The following is an 18,543-nucleotide window of genomic DNA, read 5'->3' on the forward strand; positions in this document are numbered from 1 at the left end:
CTAGGACCGCGCCAGACGCACAGGCCCGCGCGGGGCCGGTCCAGCGTCCCTTCCACCCTGCAGAACGCGAATGCGCCCCTCGGCCGCCAATAAAAGCGCCTCGGCCCGCAGGGGCGCCATCAGCGGCCGCCAATCCGGGGCGAGGTTCCGCGCGATCTGGCTGGGGCAGCAGGTGGTATCCGGCCGCAGGGCATCGACCTGCGCAAGGATCGCCCTGCGCAGGTCGGGCTCTATCATTCCAGCACGTCGTCGCAGCGCGCGCAGACACCCGGATGGGGGTGCGTGCCGACGTCCGGCAGGATCTTCCAGCAGCGCTGGCACTTCTGCCCGTCAGCAGTCTCGAAGACGACGCCGATTCCCGGCGCCTCGGCCATGCGGAATGCCTCTTGCGGGGCGGGGTCGCGGGTCAGCGACAGGTCCGAGGTGATGCAGACATCCGCGAAGGCGACCGACTTCAGCGCATCAAGCATGCCGGCATCCTCGACATGGACGACCGGAGCAGCCTCGAGGCTGGCGCCGATGGTCTTGTCGGTGCGCTTCAGCTCCAGCGCCGCGGTGACGACCCGGCGGGCGCGGCGGACCTGGTCCCACTTCGCCGCCAGAGGCTCGTTCAGCCAGTCCGCGGGTGTCGTCGGGAAGTCGTGCAGGTGCACGCTGTCCTCTTCCGACGGGAAGCGCGACAGCCACACGTCCTCGGTCGTGAACGGCAGGATCGGCGCCAGCCAGGTGACCAGTCGGTGATACAGGATGTCCAGCACCGTCCGCGCCGCACGCCGGCGCGGGCTGTCCGCCGCATCGCAGTAAAGCGCGTCCTTGCGGATGTCGAAATAGAAGGCCGACAGCTCGACGGTGCAGAACTGGAACAGCATCTGGAACACGCCCTGGAAGTCGAACTGGGCATAGCCCTTGCGGACCTGGTGATCCAGCTGCGCCAGGCGGTGCAGCACCCACTGCTCCAGCTCGGGCATCTGGGCATGGTCCAGGCGTTCGCTTTCGTCGAAGCCGCTGAGCGCGCCCAGCAGGAAGCGCAGCGTGTTGCGTAGGCGGCGATAGCTGTCGGCGGTACCCTTCAGGATCTCGGGGCCGATGCGCTGGTCGGCGGTATAGTCCGCCTGCGCCACCCACAGCCGCAGGATGTCGGCGCCGTACTGCTTGATGACCTCGGCCGGCACGATCGTGTTGCCAAGCGACTTGGACATCTTCATGCCCTTCTCGTCCAGCGTGAAGCCGTGCGTGACCACATTGCGGTAGGGCGCGCGGCCCTTCGTCGCGCTGGCCTGCAGCAGCGAGGACTGGAACCAGCCGCGATGCTGGTCGGTGCCTTCCATATAGACATCGGCGATGCCATCTGCGGCCCCGTCCTCGCGGTCGCGCAGAACGAAGCTGTGGGTCGAGCCGCTGTCGAACCACACGTCCAGCACGTCCATGACCTGGTCATAGGCGGCAGGGTCGGCGATGCCGTCCAGCATCCTCTCCTTGAAGCCGGCAGAGTACCAGACATCGGCGCCGTCGGTCTCGAAGGCCGCGACGATGCGGTTGTTCACGGCTTCGTCGCGCAACAGGAAGTCCGGGTCGGTGGGCCTGGCCCCCTTCTTCACGAAGCAGGTCAGGGGCACGCCCCAGGCCCGCTGGCGCGACAGCACCCAGTCAGGGCGGTTCTCCACCATCGAATGGATGCGGTTGCGCCCGCTCTGCGGCCACCATTTGACCAGCTTGTCGATCGAAGTCAGCGCCCGCATGCGGATCGTGTCGCCATAGGTGCCCATTCCGTCGTCCAGCGGCTTGTCGATGGCCGCGAACCACTGGGGCGTGTTGCGATAGATCAGCGGGGCCTTGGACCGCCAGCTGTGCGGGTAGCTGTGCTTGATCTTGCCCTTGGCCAGAAGGGCGCCCGCCCAGGCCAGCTGCTTGATCACGCTGACATTGGCCGGCCCGTCCTTGCCGTCGGGGGCCACGATGGCCTCTCCGCCGAACAGCGGCAGGTCCTTGCGATAGCTGCCGTCGGGCTCGACGTTGTAGGTCATCGGCAGCTTGAAGCGCAGGCCCAGCTGATAGTCGTCGTCGCCGTGGCTGGGCGCGGTGTGGACAAAGCCCGTGCCCGCATCGTCGGTGACGTGATCGCCGGGCAGCATCGGCACGTCATAGTCCCACTCGCCCGCGCCCCCCTCGACGCCACGCAGCGGGTGGGCCAGCACCAGCGCCGCCAGCTCATCGGCACCCACCGTCCGCAGGCGCCTGTGGCCCGTGACCTTCGCCGAACCCATGACGGCTTCCGCCAGCGCGTCGGCCAGCACGATCTTCTCTCCGGCCTTGGCGGTAGTGTTTTCCGCGGCCTCGGTGACCTCATAAAGGCCATAGGCAATGGCCGGGTTGAAGGCGACGGCCCTGTTCTGCGGGATCGTCCATGGCGTTGTGGTCCAGATCACCACCGATGCCTCCAGCAGGTCGGTGCGCAGGCAGCCGTCCAGCGGCGCGAAGTCCGACTGCGACGCCACCGGAAAACGCACCCAGATCGTGTGGCTGGTGTGGTCGTGGTATTCGACCTCTGCCTCGGCCAGCGCCGTCTTCTCGACCGGCGACCACATCACGGGCTTCGAGCCCTGATAAAGCGAGCCGTTCATCAGCAGCTTCATGAACTCGGCCGCGATGACCGCCTCGGCGTGAAAGTCCATCGTCAGATAGGGCCGGTCCCAGGCCCCGGTGATCCCCAGCCGCTGGAATTCGTCGCGCTGGATGGCCACCCATTCCTCGGCGAAGCGGCGGCATTCCTGGCGGAACTCCACCACGTCGACCGCGTCCTTGTCGCGGCCTTCCTTGCGGTACTTCTCCTCGATCTTCCATTCTATCGGCAGGCCGTGGCAGTCCCAGCCGGGCACATAGCGCGCATCGCGGCCCATCATCTGATGGCTGCGCACGATGATGTCCTTGATGGTCTTGTTCAGAGCGTGGCCGATATGCAGGTGCCCGTTCGCATAGGGCGGACCGTCATGCAGCACGAACGGCACCCGTCCGCCCGCCTTGTCCCGCAGCCGGTCATAAATGCCGATGCGCGCCCACCGCTCCAGCCACTCGGGCTCGCGCTGCGGCAGACCCGCGCGCATGGGGAAGTCGGTCTGCGGCAGGAAGACCGTGTCACGGTAGTCGGGGGTATCGGTCTTCGTGCTGTCGGGCGTCGTCGTGTCGGCCATCGGGGGCGTTCCTTCGAGAGATGTTCGGACAAGGCTGACCCGGCGGCGTGAGACCTCACGCCGCCGGGCTGCTAATTCGGGATCCGAACGCCGGGAATTTCATGCGCCTTCTATAGAAAGCGCGGACATTGCCTGCAAGCGCCGAACCTAGCGCCGCCGCGGCGCCCAGGGTAGGCTGCCACAAGCCACGGGGACCTTGATGCAGCCTGCCACGCTTCGCACGACATGGACGCGCAGGGACGCGGCCCTGCGCCGCTTTGCCGCGCGCCGCTATGGGCTGCGCGGCACGCTGGACCTGCACCGTCATGCGATCGGCCTGGACCTGCTGCGCGCGCCGCTGAACGTGATGCTGGCGCCCGTGGCCCTGCTGATGCAACTGTCGGGCTGGCTGCTGTCGCGGCTTGGCGTCGGGCGGGCGGGCGCCTGGCTGCGCACGCGGCGGGTGTTCCTCAGGTCAGACGTCTCGACACGGATCGAGGCCGACCTTCACGCGCTGGTCGCCGAACTGCAGGCGCAGGGCCTTGGCCCCGATGCCCCGCCCGACCGTATCGCCGATGCCATCCGCCGCCACGCGGAGACCCGCAATGCCGTGGCCGAGATCACGACATCGGTGATCGTTCTGGGCTTGGGCATCATGCTGTTCCACCGGCCCACGCCGGGCGTGATCTCGCTCGCCGGGCCGATGGCACAGATGCGGGCGCATGGTGCGGCGGTGCGGGACTTTGCTTTGGGCGACACGCTTGGCCGGGCGTGGTACTGGGCCTTCCCGGTCGAGCTTTCGCCCCTGACCGTCGTGGCCACCGGCGTGGCCCTGGCTGTCGCGGGATCACTTGTCACCACCTTCGCGGGGCTGATCGCGGACCCGGTGCAGCTGTGGACTGGCATCCACCGACGCCGCCTGTCGCGTATGCTGGCGCAGCTGGAGGCGGGCGCCGATACCGTCGCGCCAGAGCATCTTCTGGCGCGGGCGGGCGATCTGGTCGACACGCTGTCGGTCCTGTGGCGGTCGCTGCGCTAGCCGCGCCCGCGATAGGTCGGCACGCCCTGATCCGGCAGCCACAGCCCCTGCGGCACAGGGCCCGTCTGCCAGAAGACGTCGATCGGCATGCCGCCGCGCGGGTACCAGTAACCGCCGATCCGCAGCCACTGGGGCGACAGCAGGTCGGCGATGCGGCGGCCGATGCCGACGGTGCAGTCCTCGTGGAAGGCACCGTGGTTGCGGAAGCTGCCCAGAAACAGCTTCAGCGACTTCGATTCGACCAGCCAGTCGCCGGGCACATAGTCGATCACCAGATGCGCGAAATCGGGCTGTCCCGTCAGCGGGCACAGGCTGGTGAACTCGGGCTGGGTAAAGCGCACGGCATAGGTCTGGCCGGGCTGCGGGTTCGGCACGCGCTCCAGCACGGCCTTGTCGGGGTGCTGCGGCAGCGGCGTGTTGGCGCCAAGCTGGGTCAGCGCGTCGGTATAGTGGCTCAACTGAGGCTCCTGTTTTGACCGGGTGGGCTGCGACCGGAGGCCTGCCATAGCATCCCCCGAAAGCCCCTTGCAACCGCGCCCGCCCTGCCCCAGATGCGGCACATGGAGAGCCTGCCCCCCCGCTTCGACATCACCGAGGCCGAGATCGCCCGCGTCGTCGCCACCTTCTATGCCGCCGTGCGCCGGCACGAGGTCCTGGCGCCGATCTTCGCCGAGCATATCGGCGACTGGTCAGCGCACGAGGATCGGATCGCCGCCTTCTGGAAAGGCGCGATCATGCACAAGGCGGGCTACAACGGCAGCCCGATGCGCGCGCATCTGCAGGCTGGCAATGTCCGCCCCGAACATTTCGAGATCTGGCTGGCGCTGTTCGACGAATCGCTCCGCCGCACCCTGCCGCCGTGGAGCGCGCGCGCCTGGTCGCAGCTGGCGCACCGCATCGGCCAAGGGCTTCGGGCCGGGGTGCAGAACATCGACGCGGGGCGCAGCGGCCCGCCGGTGCTGCGTTAGCGGTTGCGCGGCGGTCGCGGCCGATAGACCGGCAGACGCCAGCCGCGCGCCAGCCCGCCTGCCCTCAGGATGAACGTCACCAGACCGCAGGCCATCAGCGCCCAGGCCTGCCCGACCTCCAGCCCCGCCAGCGTCACGGCGGTCAACGCCCCGCCGAAGGCGGCGGTCAGATAGATCTCGCCCTGCTTGAGGACCAGCGGCACCTCGTTGCCGACGACGTCGCGCATCAGCCCGCCGAAGGTGCCGGTGACGACGCCCATGATGACCACGATGATCGGGCTGAAGCCACCCTCCAGCGCCACGCCGACTCCGGCGGGCACGGCCACCGACAGGGCGAAGACGTCCAGCCACAGAAGCAGGCGGTAGCGGCTTTCGAACAGGTGCGCCGTCCAGAAGACCACCATCGCCGCCCCCGCCGCGACGACGACCAGCGACGGGCGCGCCACCCAGAAGACCTGCGGCTGTCCCAGGATCAGGTCGCGCAGCGTCCCCCCGCCCACGGCCGTCATCGCCGCCATGAAGATGAAGCCCACCGGGTCCAGCTGCGCCCGGCTGGCGACCAGCGCCCCGGTCAGCGCGAAGATCAGGACCGAGCCGTAATCCAGCGCGGCGACCAGCGGGTCGAGCGTCATTTGAAGGGCGCCATGCCTTCGCGGGCCAACTCGTCCGCGCGCTCGTTCTCGGCGTGGCCGGCATGTCCCTTGATCCAGCGCCACTCGACCTTGTGCGTGGCCTGCGCGGTGTCCAGCCGCTGCCACAGCTCGACGTTCTTCACGGGTTTCCTGTCGGCGGTCTTCCAGCCGTTGCGCTTCCAGCCGTGGATCCACTGCGTGACGCCGTTCTTCACATAGGCGCTGTCGGTGACGATCACGATCCGGCTGGGCCGCGTCAGCGCCTCCAGCGCGCTGATCGCGGCCATCAACTCCATCCGGTTGTTGGTGGTCGCGGCCTCGCCGCCGGCCATCTCGCGTTCCTTGAGGACGGTCTCGCCCTCCAGCGCGCGCATCAGGACGCCCCAGCCGCCGGGGCCGGGATTGCCGCTGCATGCGCCGTCGGTCCAGGCGAATAGCTCAGCCATCGATCGCCACATGCCCCGGCAGTGCCGCCACGCGATCCAGCCAGGCGCGCAGCGCCGGCATCCCCGAAAGATCGAACCCGCCTCGCACCTCGGCGGTGTGGGTATAGGCATAGAGGCAAACATCGGCCAGACTCGGCTGCCCCACCAACCACTCCCGCCCTTCCAACGCGCGATCCATCACCCCCAGCAGCGCCTGCCCGCGCGCCAGCAGATCGGCCATCCGCTCCGGCGTGGCATCGGCGGCCCGGTCGGGATAGGACAGCAGCGACTGGCGCACAGCAATTACCGGTTCGTGATTGTACTGCTCCCAGAACATCCAGCCTAGCATCTGCGCCCGCTGAACCGGGTCCACCGGCCAGAAACGCGATCCCTCACCCAGAAAGCACAAGATTGCATTCGATTCGCCCAGCACGGCGCCGCTCTCCAGCGCCAGCGCCGGCAGCTTGCCAAACGGCAGCACACCCGCTGCTTTCGCCTTGGCCAATGCCACCGACCCGGCCTCGCAATCCACGCGCTCCAGCGCCCGGCCGGTCAGCGCCGCCAGCAATCGCACCTTATAGCTGTTGCCCGACGAGGGCATCGAATAAAGCCGCACGCCCGCTCCTTCTTCTTTGCTGGAAATACCCCGGGGGGTCCGGGGGCCGGCCCCCGGCGCTCAGGCGGTCTCGCGCAGGACCCGCGGCACCTTGAATTCGACCCGCTCGATCGCCGTCTCGACAACCTCGACGGTGACGTCGAACCGGTCACGGAACGCGTCCACCACCTCGTTCACCAGCACCTCGGGCGCACTGGCGCCTGCGGTGACACCAACCGAACGCACACCCTCCATCGCTCGCCAGTCGATCTGATCGGCCCGCATCACCAGCTGCGAATAGGCGCAGCCCGCGGCACGCCCCACCTCGACCAGCCGCTTGGAGTTGCTGGAATTCGGCGCCCCGATCACCAGAAGCGCGTCGATCTTGGGCGCCACTTCCTTGACCGCCGTCTGACGGTTGGTGGTGGCATAGCAGATATCTTCCTTGGCCGGGCCGACGATGGCCGGGAACCGCGCCTTCAGCGCCTCGACGATGCCCGCCGTGTCGTCCACCGACAGCGTCGTCTGGGTGATGAAGGCCAGCGCCAGCGGATCGCGGGGCGAGATCTTTGCCACGTCCTCGGCCGTCTCGACCAGGATCACCTCGCCCTCGGGCAGCTGGCCCATGGTTCCCAGGACCTCTGGGTGGCCCTCATGCCCAATCATCACCATCTGCAGGCCGTTCGCGTGATGACGCTCGGCCTCGATATGGACCTTGCTGACCAGCGGACATGTGGCGTCGACATAGACCATCTGGCGCCGCTGCGCCTCGGCGGGCACCGCTTTGGGAACGCCATGCGCCGAAAAGATCACCGGACGGTCGTCGGGACAGTCGTCCAGTTCCTCCACGAAGACGGCGCCCTTGTCGCGCAGGCTGTCCACCACGAACTTGTTGTGCACGATCTCGTGGCGGACATAGACAGGGGCGCCCCATTTCTGCAGCGCCATCTCGACGATCTTGATCGCGCGGTCCACGCCGGCGCAGAAACCGCGCGGGGCGGCCAGGTACAGGGTCAGGGGCGGCTTTGCATGTTCCATGTCCCCGAGGTAGCGCGAAGCCCTGCCCTCGTCCAGCGCCAGCAGGTCACATCCGCCTCAGCGACCGACCGACAGCAGGCCCGCCACATCCAGATGCGCCTCCAGGTGATCGGCCAAATCGTCCAGCGCGGCATCCACTCCCGCCTCGAACCCAGGTTGCGACCTGACGCCAAGCCGCGCCAGATAGGCGGCCCGGAACCCGTCGTCGGAAAACAGCCCGTGAAGATAGCTGCCCATGACCCGCCCGTCGGTGCTGACGGCCCCGTCCGCCTCAGGTACGTGGGCGAAGGGCCGCGCGCAGTCAGGGCCAGAGGTTCGGCCCATGTGGATTTCGTATCCGGTCACCGGCTGGCCCAAGGCGGTGCCCGCCACGCGAACCACCCGCTTGTCCGGCGACATGACGGTGGCGACGTCCAGAAGCCCCAGCCCCGGCACCTGCCCCGCCACGCCGTCCGAGCCCGATGGGTCGATGATCTGCTGACCCAGCATCTGGTAGCCACCGCAGATGCCAAGCACATAGCCACCACGCCGCCGATGCGCGGCCAGATCCACGTCCCAGCCCTGCGCGCGCAGGAAGGCCAGATCGCCCATCGTGGACTTGGTCCCCGGCAGGATCACCAGATCCGCATCGCCGGGAATCACCTGCCCGGCCCTCAGCATCGTCAGACGCACGCCGGGTTCGACCGCCAGCGGGTCGAGATCGTCGAAATTGGCGATCCGCGACAGGGTCAGGCAGACAACGTGCAGCCCTTCGCCCCCGCCGCTGCGCAGATCGACCGCATCCTCGGCCGGCAGGCGGTGGGCGCCCGCGAACCACGGAAGGACGCCAAAGCCGTGCCAGCCGGTGCGCTCCTCGATCAGACGATAGCCGTCGTCGAACAAGCGCGGGTCACCGCGGAACTTGTTGATCAGGAACCCCCGGACCATCGCCGCGTCGTCCGAATCGATCACCGCCTGCGTGCCCACGATCTGCGCAATCACCCCGCCCCGATCAATGTCGCCCGCCAGCACCACCGGCACGCCCGCGGCCCGTGCAAAGCCCATGTTGGCGATGTCGCGGGGACGCAGGTTCACCTCGGCCGGGCTGCCGGCGCCTTCGACGATGACCAGGTCATGCGCGGCACGCAGCCGCGCGAAGCTGTCCAAGACGCCCTCCAGCAGGCGTGGCTTCAGCGCGGCATAGTCCCGCGCCTGCGCCCGCCCAATGGCGCGCCCCTGCAGGATCACCTGCGATCCAGTGTCGGTCTCGGGCTTCAGCAGGACCGGGTTCATGTCGGTATGCGGATCAAGACCGCAGGCCCGCGCCTGCAGCGCCTGCGCGCGGCCGATCTCTCCTCCGTCACCCGTCACCGCAGCGTTGTTCGACATGTTCTGCGGCTTGAAGGGCGCGACCGACAGCCCCCGGCGGCGTGCGGCCCGGCACAGCCCCGCGACCAGCAGCGACTTTCCGACATTCGAGCCGGTGCCCTGGATCATCACCGCCGTCATGGGACACTCTTGCTTGCCATCACCTGTCGGGGTGACTAGATAGGCGCGTCCGCAAATGAAAGGCCGAAAGCCGTGGAAAACGTCATTCTGACCGTCCATCTGATCCTGGCAGTGCTGCTGACCGGGGTCGTGCTGCTGCAACGCTCCGAAGGGGGCGGGCTGGGCATGGGCGGCGGTGGTGGCGCAGGCGGCGTCATGTCCGGCCGTCAGGCGGCGAATGCCATGACGCGGCTGACCTGGATCTTCGGCATCGCGATCTTCTGCACCTCGCTGGGGCTGACGGTTCTGGCGGCGCGGCAGGCGACGACGGGATCGGTCCTGGACCAGTTGGGCGTGCCCGAAAGCAGCCAGCCCGATGCACCCGCGCTGCCCGGTCTTCCGGCTTATACCCCGCCGCCCGCGACCGGCGGCAACCCGCTGACCCCGCCGGCGCCCGAGCCCGCACCCGCCGCTGACGCGCCCGAAGCCGCGACACCGGCAACCGAAGCCCCGGCACCGGCGGCCGAAGCGGTCACGCCCCCCGCGGCCGAGCCGCAGGTTCCGCCCGCCAACTAATCAGCACACCACCGACCGGGGCGGCGTCCTGCCGCCCCCACCGAACTTGCGGTCCGTTGCGGCCACGGGGCTATTGGGTTATTGTCCGACTCCCGTGATGCTGGTCGTCCAGGCGGCCCGCAGACTGACAGAACTTGCACATCACGGGGGCCTCATGGCGCGTTACATCTTCATCACCGGCGGCGTCGTCTCGTCCCTTGGCAAGGGTCTGGCCTCGGCGGCGCTGGGGGCGCTGCTGCAGGCTCGCGGCTTTACCGTCAGGCTGCGCAAGCTGGACCCCTACCTGAACGTCGATCCCGGCACGATGAGCCCGTTCGAGCATGGCGAGGTCTTCGTGACCGACGATGGCGCGGAAACCGATCTGGACCTGGGCCATTATGAACGCTTCACTGGCGTCAGCGCACGGCGCACCGACAGCGTATCGTCGGGCCGGATCTATTCGAACGTGCTGGAGAAGGAGCGCCGGGGTGAATACCTGGGCAAGACCATCCAGGTGATCCCCCACGTCACGAACGAGATCAAGGACTTCCTGGCGATCGGCGCGGACGAGGTCGATTTCATGCTGTGCGAGATCGGCGGCACCGTCGGTGACATCGAGGGCCTGCCCTTCTTCGAGGCGATCCGCCAGTTCATCCACGAGCGTCCGCGCGGCGAATGCATCCTCATGCACCTGACGCTGCTGCCCTATCTGGCCGCGAGTGGCGAGCTGAAGACCAAGCCCACCCAGCACAGCGTGAAGGAGCTTCAGTCGATCGGCCTTGCGCCCGACGTGCTGGTCTGCCGGTCCGAGCACCCGATCCCGGAGAAGGAACGCGCCAAGATTGCGCTCTTTTGCAACGTGCGCCCGGATGCCGTTATTCCGGCCTATGACCTCAAGACAATCTACGAGGCACCGCTGGCCTATCACCGTGCCGGCCTCGACCGCGCCGTCCTCGACGCCTTCCAGATCAGTCCGGCTCCGCGCCCAGACCTGTCGAAGTGGGAAGACGTCATGGACCGCCTGGAACATGCCGAGGGCCAGGTGAACATCGCCGTCGTGGGCAAGTACACGCAGTTGGAAGACGCGTACAAATCCATCGCCGAGGCACTGACCCATGGCGGCATGGCGAACCGGGTCCGCGTCAAGGCCGACTGGGTCGACAGCGAAAAGCTGGAGGGCGAAGGCGCGCATCTTCTGGACGGCTATCACGGCATCATCGTTCCCGGCGGCTTCGGAGAGCGTGGGACCGAAGGCATGGTGACCGCGGCCCGCTATGCGCGCGAGAAGAAGGTGCCTTATCTGGGCATCTGCCTGGGCATGCAGATGGCCGTGATCGAGGCCGCGCGCAATCTGGCCGACATGCCCGATGCAGGCTCCGAAGAGTTTGACCACGAGGCGGGGCAGACGCGCTTCACCCCGGTCGTCTATCACCTCAAGGAATGGGTACAGGGCAATTATATGGTCCAGCGCAAGGTCGGCGACGACAAGGGCGGCACGATGCGGCTTGGCGCCTATACGGCGGTGCTGACCGAAGGCTCCCGCATCTCCGAGATCTATGGCGGCGTGACAGAGATCGAGGATCGCCACCGCCACCGGTACGAGGTCGACGCCACCTATCGCGCCCGCCTGGAGGATGCAGGCCTGTGCTTCTCGGGCATGTCGCCAGACGGCAAGCTGCCCGAGGTGATCGAATATGCCGACCACCCCTGGTTCATCGGCGTCCAGTCCCATCCTGAGCTGAAATCGAAGCCCTTCGAGCCCGCGCCGCTGTTCGCAGGCTTCGTCCGCGCCGCGATGCAGGAAGGTCGCCTCGTCTAGAGGCAACCCAAGGCCACAGCGGTGGCCCCGCCTGGGTCGCCGCGGTCTGCGGACGAGATACGGCCTAGGGGCGGCGTGCGGTTCCTGTATGCCTCCGCGGCAGCGGCAGGAACCTTCTGCCGACACTTAAGGCCGTGACTGTGGCATCTGCTGCGTGGGGACGTACTGCGCACGATGCCCCTTGGGAAGCGGGCTCACACAGCACTTCGACCCGGCCGCCCCCCCTGCACAAGGCTGGTCAGTGCCGTGCCACTGGCATGGCACGACCTTGACGCCATGCAGTTTGCAGCCTCTGTCCCGTAATATGGGATGCGGACTCCAACCGCAGATCCTTGCGCAGGCGTCGAGCGTCAGGCGATATCACGTCCGGTGATAGGCAGCCGCCAACCCGTCGCCCTGTCACCTGCCAAACCTCAACCCGGCCGCACCGCATCCTGCCGCCGGGGCTGCAAGCCATTGGCGGGCGAGCCCGCCGCATGGGTTTCCGCCTCGACGGTCACCTGCAGCGCGCCGGGGCCGGGCCGGCCAAGCGCGTGGGCTGCGACGGCCGCGAAAAGGACCGCGCTCGCCCCGATGACGAAGACGTGCCAGATCGTCCGATGGAACGGCATACGCGGCGACAGGTGGAAGACGAAGCCGATGGTGTAGAGGATCCCTCCGCCCAGGATGAGCGCGAAGACCGTGGGCGACATGCCCTCGAACAGCGCGCCGCCGGCGACCGCCCCTGACCAGCCCATGACGAGATAGAGACCGATCGCCGGTCCGCGCCAGAAGTCACCCGCGAAGCTGCGCAGCGCGGCGCCCAGACCTGCGCAGCCCCAGATCCACAAGAGGAACCAGCCAGCAGGCTCGGGCGAGATCAGGGCGAAGGGCGTGTAGGTCGCGGCGATCTTGACATAGATGGCCGAGTGATCGAGCCGGCGCAGAACCTCGCTCCACCTCGCGGGATGGGTCATATTGTAGAGCGTCGAGCAGAGGATCATCGCGATCAGCGCGACCCCATAGATCGCCAGCGCCGCGATGCCGGGCAGCTCCACACCCTGCGACCACGATCGCAAGATCAGGATCGGCACGGCCAGCAGCGCTGCCGCCAGGCCGACACCGTGCACGATGGCATCGGACAGCGCCTCGCTGCGGCTATAGCCCGTGCGGCTTGGCAAAAAGAAACCTGTCACACCCGTACCACTATTTGAAACCGCTGCCGCCATCATGCCACGTGCGACGGGCGGCACATAGCGTCCTTTCAGACTGTGACGCCTCGTCTTGCAGGAACGTGAACAGACGCGAAGGCTGTGCCGTCTGGGCGGTCGGTTTGCCTACACCCTGACCATGCTGACCGCGGCCGTGGCGACCTTTGCGCTTGGCTGGGCCAGCACCTATCTGCAAGTGCTGATCGCCGCTCTTGGCGTGGGCGTCGCCGGCGGTTCGTTCGCCGTCGGCGTCGCGTATGTCTCGCGCTTCTACGATGACGGGCGGCAGGGCACGGCGCTTGGCATCTTCGGGGTCGGCAATGTCGGCGCCGCCGTCACCAAGTTCGTCGCCCCCTTTGTCATGGTCGCGGTCGGCTGGCAGGCGACGGCGCAGATCTGGGCGGTCGCCCTGGCCGTCACGGCAATCCTGTTCTGGCTGCTCGGCAAGGACGACCCGGTGACCGCCGCCCGCCGAGAGGGTGCCGCACCGCGCCGCGGCCTGAAGGCCGACCTCGCACCGCTGAAGAACCTGCAGGTCTGGCGCTTCTCGGCCTATTACTTCTTCAGCTTCGGCGCCTTTGTGGCCTTGGCGCTGTGGCTGCCGCACTACCTGATCGGCGCCTATGGCCTTGACGTGAAGACCGCCGGAATGGTCGGCGCGGGCTATTCGATCCCCGCCTCGATCTTCCGCACCTATGGCGGCGCTGCTGAAGATCTGGGACCACGCGGTGCCGACCGGCCCTGCATCTATCGCCTCTACGAGATCGTCGGCGCCTACGGCCTGACGGTGACGTCGCTCATCAACGAGGAATTCGGCAACGGGATCATGTCGGCCATCGACTTCTCGATGCACCTGGACCGCAAACCACACCCCAAGAGCGACCGCGTCCGCATAACCATGTCGGGCAAGTACCTGTCCAACGCCAACTGGTAAGCGAACCAACGAAGGAAAGACGACCCCGATGTCATACGTCAACCCGACCGACTTCGCCAAGAAGATGATCGACTCCGGAGTTACCAAGGTCTCCATGTCGACCAAGGAAACGCTGATCCGCGCCTATATGGCCGGGGCAATCCTGACGCTGGCGGCAGCCTTTGCCGTGACCGTGACGGTTAACACCCGCAACCCGCTGATCGGCACGCTGCTGTTCCCGGCGGGCTTCAGCATGCTTTACCTGCTGGGTTTCGACCTTCTGACCGGCGTCTTCACGCTGGTGCCGCTGGCGCTGATCGACAGGCGGCGGGGCGTGACGCCCAAGGGCATGCTGCGGAACTGGCGCCTGGTCTTCTGCGGCAACTTTGCCGGCGCCTTCACGGTCGCGATCTTTATGGCGATCATCGTCACCTTCGGCTGGTCCGAAGCCCCGAACGCGGTGGGCGAGAAGATCGGTCATATCGGAGAGGGCCGGACAGTCGGCTGTGCGGCGCATGGCGCGGCGGGGATGCTGACGCTGTTCGTGCGTGCGGGCATGTGCAACTGGATGGGGTCCACCAGCGTCGTCGCGGTGATGATGTCGACCAGCGTGTCGGTCGGAAATTATATCGTGAACATGTTCCTGTTCCCGGCGGGCCTGCTTCTGGGCGGCAACTTCACCATCGGCGACTAACTCATCTGGAACGAGATCCCGACCGTCGTCGGCAATCTGGTTGGCGGCCTGACCTTCGTGGGCGCGATGATCTATGCCACCCACCACCGCACCTCTCCGGGACTGGATCGCAACGCCCCGTCCGCAAAGACGGCCGCCGTGCCCGCAGAGTAAGGCGCCCACCATAAGCTGGCACACCGCACCACCTGCGCCGGCGTGCCGGCCACTGCGAGACCGGGCGGCTGGCTGACAATCAATCCGCCGACCTCGGCGGGCTCTGTATCAGGTGCCTGTCGGTTGCCGAAACGGCAGGTCTCGGCTCCCGCTTCCGGCTCCGGACCGACTGCCGCGCGGTGGGGCAAGACATCCAACGCTTCCGCCATCACCCGTCACGGCCAGATCCGGTCGCCTTCGACGTCTCAGGACAACCTCTGGCCCAGGATCGGCAACCCGAACCGGCCTTTGTCCGAGGCGACCAGTTGCACGCGGCGCTGTTCGTCTCGTGCGGCCTTATCGCCTGCTCCGCATCCTGCGGCCTCAGATCAGCGGCTTGGTGAGGGCGCCTACGCCCGGCGTTGCAGCGACCAGCGTGCTTCAGGGATAGATCATCACCGGCGTGTTCAGCCGCAGCATCGAGTAGACGTCCTCGATCTCGTCATCGGTCAGCGCGATGCAACCGGCGGTCCAGTCGCGGTTCTTGGGGGCCAGCGCGCGCCCCTCGGGTCCGCGGCCGTGGAACATGATGTCGCCACCGGCATCGCGGCCGAACTGCGCGGCAAAGGCCCGGTCCCTGTCGTTCGGATAAGAGATCCCGACCGACAGGTGATAGCGGCTGCGCGGATTGAAGCGGTCGATGAAGTACAGACCCTCAGGCGTCCGGCCGTCGCCTTCGAACTGCTTGTGGCCGACAGGCTGATTCCCCAGCCCGAAGTCGAAGGACCGCAGTACCGTCTGCCCGCTGAGCAGATGCATCCGGCGCTGCCCCTTCTGGACCACCACCTGCGTGACCGGCGGCCCGTTATACGTCTTGAACTCGGGCCCCCTCGCGCTGCCGCAGGCCGCAAGGGCGGTAAGCAGTCCCATCGACATGTGGCGGCGGTTCAGACGTGGCATGTTCGGCCTTTCGACAGGAGGTATTGCCATTTCAGCTAACATGGCTTGCCAGCCGATGCACGGGCCGTGCAGGCTGCCCGGCGTGAAACGGCACAAAGCCCACCGCGTCCGACGTTCCCTCGTCTGCCGCCATCATCGGACAGCGCAGTATTTAACAGTTTTCAAAACCTGATGTGCGGCGATCCTGTCCCACCACCGGCGCTGCGGCGTCGCCGTGACGTGAAAGGCGCAGACGTCCGATGAGGGTGCCACCCCAACCACCCACGTTGCCTCCGAAAAGGTCGAAGCGCTGAATCAGGGCCCTTGAGAGTGAAGAACATCGCTCCGGGTGTAGGGGCGATGTGATCAAGGCGGCCCGCCGCCGAGGCTGTCCTGTCAAAGCCAACTGCCTCGCTGCCGCAGACGCTTCTTCGCCATGCAGCGGAACCTGTCGATCCCGGCGGCGGCACGGGCGCTGCCAGGGCGCGGGGCGAAGCGATGTCGGGAGGGATGACAACCCATATTGTCTTGCCTGACCATGCTGCCTCGCTTGAAGGGTCTGGCAACAAGGGTGCTTTCGCAGCGGCCGCATCAAAGGATCAGAACAAGGTGGCCGTCGCGGTCCTTCAGGTTGGCGGGCCGATCAAGCTCGACACGCTGCATCGGCTAGGCGCCACGGGCATCGGCTTGTCAGGCTGATCTGCGATAATGCCCGTGCCGCTGCCGCTTGCGGGCGGGGCGGGCATCAAATTCGGCTCCATGATGCTGCCCGAGGACAACTTGATCGCCGTCCGCGAGTTGAGCAGGCAAGGGAACAGATTTACTAATGACGGCGTCTGATGCCCGTGCCCTTGCAAAATCGGCAGACATTGCGATGCGTCGGGCCAAGACGTCGCGGCGAATCTGCACACCACGACCGGCCACACCGCTGTCCAGATCCCGCTAGCCGCCCGCGCCGATAACCGACATCAGGCAGGACGCGGCCATCGCGCTGCGGCGAAACACCATGCTGCTGATGAACTTGGCCTTGGGCGTCCGGAACCGTTAACCAGGACCATACCAGCGCCACGCTGCTGCGCTCCGCCGACCGCCGGACAGCATGCCCCCGGCATCGCGGCGCAGTCGCCAAGGGCGAAAGAGGCCTGCAAGAAGCGCGGTCTAGATCAGGCCGATCTGGCGGCGGATCCCGTGGTCGCGGAGCGAAACCTCCTCTCCCAGGAAGCCGTCGCCGGCGGGACCGGCCAGCCAGGCCAGCGCGCGCGCGGGCCATTCAGGGGGAATGTGCACCGACCAGTCGAGTTGGCTGACCGGGTTGATCCCGCTGGTCCGGATCGCCGCCTGCATGTCGGTCGCGACCGTGCCGGGCGACAGGCTGATGGCGCGGATGCCGTCGGACCGCGCCTCGTGGTCCAGCGACCGGGTCAGCATCAGGGCACCGGCCTTGCTGGCGCAATAGGCGCTCCAACCTTCCTGCGGCGCATGGGCCGCCCCCGAGCCGACCGTCAGCACGGTACCGCCGCCCTGCGCCCTCATCACCGGAAGTGCCGCCCGCATGCCGTGGAAGACGCCCTTCAGGTTCACGTCGATCGCCTGACCCCAATCCTCGGGATCGGCGGCCGCCATGTCCGAGATCGGGCCGATCAGGCCAGCGTTGTTGACCAGGATGTCCAGGCGGCCGAACCGCTCGACCAGCGCCGCGACGGCCTGCTCGACCTCGGCTGCGCTGGCGACGTCGCCGGGCAGCGCCAAGCCTCCGATCTCGTCCGCCAGATCCTGCACCGCGGCGCGGTCGCGGGCCATGACGCCCACCTGCGCACCCGCCTCGGCGAAGGTACGGGCCGCGGCCGCGCCGATGCCGCGGCTTGCTCCAGTGATCAGAACCGTTCGTCCGGTCAGGTCGACCATGTCTCTCCTCCTGCATGTCCTGGACCGCCAGGTCCCGTGCCTGTCGGGTCTCGCCTGCGGCAGGTTGCGCCCGAAAAAGCCGCAGATGCAACCCGGCCCGTGGCAGGATGCTTGACAGGCCCGTCTTCGCAGGCGTTCGATGAGGCATGCCCACGACCCGGAGTTGCCGATGTGCACTGCATGCCTGATCGAAGACGTGAAGCGTCACATGCTGTCGCGCCGTCGCCTGTTCACCGGGGCCGCGGCGACGGCGGCGATGGGGGTCGCGGCGGGTGCGCTGTCGGCCCGGCCGGCCCTGGCGCAGTCCGGCGGACGCGTGACGGACCTGACCCACACCTATGACAGCGATTTCCCGACCTTCGACGGCAAGCCCGGCATCCTCTACGAGGTCGACAAGAATTTCGACCCCGACGGCTATCACCTCTACAAGCTGACGATCTTCGAGCATACGGGCACCCACATCGACGCGCCGCTGCATTTCGCCGAAGGCGCCGCATCGGTGGACGCGCTGCCGGTCGAGAACCTGATCGCCCCCCTCTGCATCGTCGACATCTCGGCCAAGGCGGCCGAAGATCCCAATGCGATGGTCGAGCCTGCGGATATCGAGGCCTGGATCTCGGCCAATGGTGCCATTCCGGCGGGTGCCTGCGTCGCCATGAACTCGGGCTGGACAGCTCGGATCGGCGACCCGTCCTGGAGGAACGGCCCCGACGGCAAGCTGGCGTTTCCGGGCTTCTCGAAAGCCGCGACCGATCTTCTGGCAGAGGCCGGGGCCGCGTCCATCGGCGTCGACACCATGTCGCTGGACCCTGGCAATTCAGCCGACTTCGCGGTGCACTATTCGTGGCTTCCGTCGGGCCGCTTCGGGATCGAGGGGCTGGCCAACCTTGATCAGCTTCCGCCCGCTGGCGCGACCATCTTCATCGGCGCACCGAAGCACCGGGGCGGAACAGGCGGCCCGGCGCGCATCCTGGCGATGCACTGACGAGCCTGGGGCAGCCGGACGATCGATGCCGCCCGCTGCACAAGAGAGGGCTTCGGTGCCATCGCCCCGGCTGAACGCTG

Annotated in this window: 18 protein-coding genes; 7 read left to right on the forward strand and 11 right to left on the reverse strand. The window is 67.4% G+C overall.

The genetic code is table 11. The features are described 5' to 3' along the window. Both OC184_RS09545 and ileS read right to left on the reverse strand, forming a co-directional pair. On the reverse strand, positions 1–237 hold the full coding sequence (locus tag OC184_RS09545) for a DUF3253 domain-containing protein (RefSeq protein WP_265506971.1): 237 nt from the start codon (positions 235–237) through the stop codon (positions 1–3). After that, positions 234–3,188, reverse strand: coding sequence for an isoleucine--tRNA ligase (gene ileS / locus OC184_RS09550; protein ID WP_265506972.1), 2,955 nt, complete (start codon positions 3,186–3,188; stop codon positions 234–236). The genes OC184_RS09545 and ileS overlap by 4 nt, the downstream gene beginning before the upstream one ends. 199 nt (positions 3,189–3,387) lie before the next feature. Between ileS and OC184_RS09555 the strand changes: the two genes are divergently transcribed. After that, positions 3,388–4,206, forward strand: a complete 819-nt coding sequence (locus OC184_RS09555) for a DUF6635 family protein (protein ID WP_265506973.1) — start codon at positions 3,388–3,390, stop codon at positions 4,204–4,206. Here OC184_RS09555 and queF read toward each other — a convergent pair. Further along, positions 4,203–4,664, reverse strand: a complete 462-nt coding sequence (queF, locus tag OC184_RS09560; RefSeq protein ID WP_378926925.1) for a preQ(1) synthase — start codon at positions 4,662–4,664, stop codon at positions 4,203–4,205. The two genes, OC184_RS09555 and queF, sit on opposite strands and share 4 nt — an antisense overlap. Before the next feature lie 102 nt (positions 4,665–4,766). On the opposite strand from queF, the gene OC184_RS09565 reads away from it, so the two are divergent. Then, on the forward strand, positions 4,767–5,174 hold the full coding sequence (locus OC184_RS09565; protein ID WP_265506975.1) for a group III truncated hemoglobin: 408 nt from the start codon (positions 4,767–4,769) through the stop codon (positions 5,172–5,174). On the opposite strand, the gene OC184_RS09570 is transcribed toward OC184_RS09565, so the two are convergent. From OC184_RS09570 to OC184_RS09590, 5 genes are read right to left on the reverse strand one after another with little or no spacing between them, the layout of a single operon-like run. After that, a complete protein-coding gene (locus OC184_RS09570) occupies positions 5,171–5,806 on the reverse strand; it encodes a trimeric intracellular cation channel family protein (protein ID WP_265506976.1) in 636 nt (211 codons plus the stop codon). The genes OC184_RS09565 and OC184_RS09570 overlap by 4 nt on opposite strands. Then, positions 5,803–6,252, reverse strand: a complete 450-nt coding sequence (rnhA, locus tag OC184_RS09575) for a ribonuclease HI (protein ID WP_265506977.1) — start codon at positions 6,250–6,252, stop codon at positions 5,803–5,805. Before rnhA ends, OC184_RS09570 begins: the two co-directional genes overlap by 4 nt. Next, positions 6,245–6,847, reverse strand: coding sequence for a glutathione S-transferase family protein (locus tag OC184_RS09580; RefSeq protein WP_265506978.1), 603 nt, complete (start codon positions 6,845–6,847; stop codon positions 6,245–6,247). Before OC184_RS09580 ends, rnhA begins: the two co-directional genes overlap by 8 nt. A 60-nt stretch (positions 6,848–6,907) precedes the next feature. Next, the gene (ispH, locus tag OC184_RS09585) at positions 6,908–7,864 is read right to left on the reverse strand and encodes a 4-hydroxy-3-methylbut-2-enyl diphosphate reductase (protein WP_265506979.1); all 957 of its coding nucleotides are present in this window, start codon (positions 7,862–7,864) and stop codon (positions 6,908–6,910) included. A 57-nt stretch (positions 7,865–7,921) separates the two neighbouring features. Then, positions 7,922–9,352 carry a cobyric acid synthase gene (locus tag OC184_RS09590; protein WP_265506980.1) on the reverse strand — a complete coding sequence of 477 codons (1,431 nt, stop codon included), beginning with the start codon at positions 9,350–9,352 and terminating at the stop codon, positions 7,922–7,924. Positions 9,353–9,424: 72 nt separating this feature from the next. On the opposite strand from OC184_RS09590, the gene secG reads away from it, so the two are divergent. Together secG and OC184_RS09600 are read left to right on the forward strand one after the other, a co-directional pair. Beyond that, positions 9,425–9,907: a preprotein translocase subunit SecG gene (secG, locus tag OC184_RS09595; RefSeq protein WP_265506981.1), complete on the forward strand. Its 483-nt coding sequence runs from the start codon at positions 9,425–9,427 to the stop codon at positions 9,905–9,907. Between the two features lie 154 nt (positions 9,908–10,061). Continuing rightward, on the forward strand, positions 10,062–11,705 hold the full coding sequence (locus tag OC184_RS09600) for a CTP synthase (RefSeq protein ID WP_265506982.1): 1,644 nt from the start codon (positions 10,062–10,064) through the stop codon (positions 11,703–11,705). A 413-nt stretch (positions 11,706–12,118) separates the two neighbouring features. Here OC184_RS09600 and trhA read toward each other — a convergent pair whose 3' ends face one another. Next, on the reverse strand, positions 12,119–12,865 hold the full coding sequence (trhA, locus tag OC184_RS09605) for a PAQR family membrane homeostasis protein TrhA (protein WP_265506983.1): 747 nt from the start codon (positions 12,863–12,865) through the stop codon (positions 12,119–12,121). 103 nt (positions 12,866–12,968) lie between these two features. On the opposite strand from trhA, the gene OC184_RS09610 reads away from it, so the two are divergent. Beyond that, complete coding sequence (locus tag OC184_RS09610) at positions 12,969–13,829, forward strand: MFS transporter (protein ID WP_265506984.1); 861 nt, start codon at positions 12,969–12,971, stop codon at positions 13,827–13,829. 28 nt (positions 13,830–13,857) lie between these two features. Next, positions 13,858–14,502 carry a formate/nitrite transporter family protein gene (locus OC184_RS09615; protein ID WP_265506985.1) on the forward strand — a complete coding sequence of 215 codons (645 nt, stop codon included), beginning with the start codon at positions 13,858–13,860 and terminating at the stop codon, positions 14,500–14,502. A 573-nt stretch (positions 14,503–15,075) separates the two neighbouring features. Here OC184_RS09615 and OC184_RS09620 read toward each other — a convergent pair. Then, entirely contained in the window at positions 15,076–15,594 is a 519-nt protein-coding gene (locus OC184_RS09620; protein WP_265506986.1) for a L,D-transpeptidase family protein, read from the reverse strand. 1,137 nt (positions 15,595–16,731) lie between these two features. Then, on the reverse strand, positions 16,732–17,478 hold the full coding sequence (locus tag OC184_RS09625) for an SDR family oxidoreductase (RefSeq protein WP_265506987.1): 747 nt from the start codon (positions 17,476–17,478) through the stop codon (positions 16,732–16,734). A 169-nt stretch (positions 17,479–17,647) separates the two neighbouring features. On the opposite strand from OC184_RS09625, the gene OC184_RS09630 reads away from it, so the two are divergent. Beyond that, positions 17,648–18,463 carry a cyclase family protein gene (locus tag OC184_RS09630; RefSeq protein WP_265506988.1) on the forward strand — a complete coding sequence of 272 codons (816 nt, stop codon included), beginning with the start codon at positions 17,648–17,650 and terminating at the stop codon, positions 18,461–18,463. Positions 18,464–18,543 lie beyond the last annotated feature (80 nt).

This window comes from Paracoccus rhizosphaerae (assembly GCF_026162645.1).
GTDB lineage: Bacteria > Pseudomonadota > Alphaproteobacteria > Rhodobacterales > Rhodobacteraceae > Paracoccus > Paracoccus rhizosphaerae.

Bases quoted from the DNA above. Each gene is read 5' to 3' on its own strand.
- OC184_RS09625 (WP_265506987.1), bottom strand. From the start codon at position 17,478: ATGGTCGACCTGACCGGACGAACGGTTCTGATCACTGGAGCAAGCCGC.
- OC184_RS09630 (WP_265506988.1), top strand. From the start codon at position 17,648: ATGTGCACTGCATGCCTGATCGAAGACGTGAAGCGTCACATGCTGTCG.
- ileS (WP_265506972.1), bottom strand. From the start codon at position 3,188: ATGGCCGACACGACGACGCCCGACAGCACGAAGACCGATACCCCCGAC.
- OC184_RS09555 (WP_265506973.1), top strand. From the start codon at position 3,388: ATGCAGCCTGCCACGCTTCGCACGACATGGACGCGCAGGGACGCGGCC.
- rnhA (WP_265506977.1), bottom strand. From the start codon at position 6,252: ATGGCTGAGCTATTCGCCTGGACCGACGGCGCATGCAGCGGCAATCCC.
- ispH (WP_265506979.1), bottom strand. From the start codon at position 7,864: ATGGAACATGCAAAGCCGCCCCTGACCCTGTACCTGGCCGCCCCGCGC.
- OC184_RS09600 (WP_265506982.1), top strand. From the start codon at position 10,062: ATGGCGCGTTACATCTTCATCACCGGCGGCGTCGTCTCGTCCCTTGGC.
- OC184_RS09545 (WP_265506971.1), bottom strand. From the start codon at position 237: ATGATAGAGCCCGACCTGCGCAGGGCGATCCTTGCGCAGGTCGATGCC.
- OC184_RS09565 (WP_265506975.1), top strand. From the start codon at position 4,767: ATGGAGAGCCTGCCCCCCCGCTTCGACATCACCGAGGCCGAGATCGCC.
- OC184_RS09590 (WP_265506980.1), bottom strand. From the start codon at position 9,352: ATGACGGCGGTGATGATCCAGGGCACCGGCTCGAATGTCGGAAAGTCG.
- OC184_RS09615 (WP_265506985.1), top strand. From the start codon at position 13,858: ATGTCATACGTCAACCCGACCGACTTCGCCAAGAAGATGATCGACTCC.
- OC184_RS09620 (WP_265506986.1), bottom strand. From the start codon at position 15,594: ATGCCACGTCTGAACCGCCGCCACATGTCGATGGGACTGCTTACCGCC.
- OC184_RS09570 (WP_265506976.1), bottom strand. From the start codon at position 5,806: ATGACGCTCGACCCGCTGGTCGCCGCGCTGGATTACGGCTCGGTCCTG.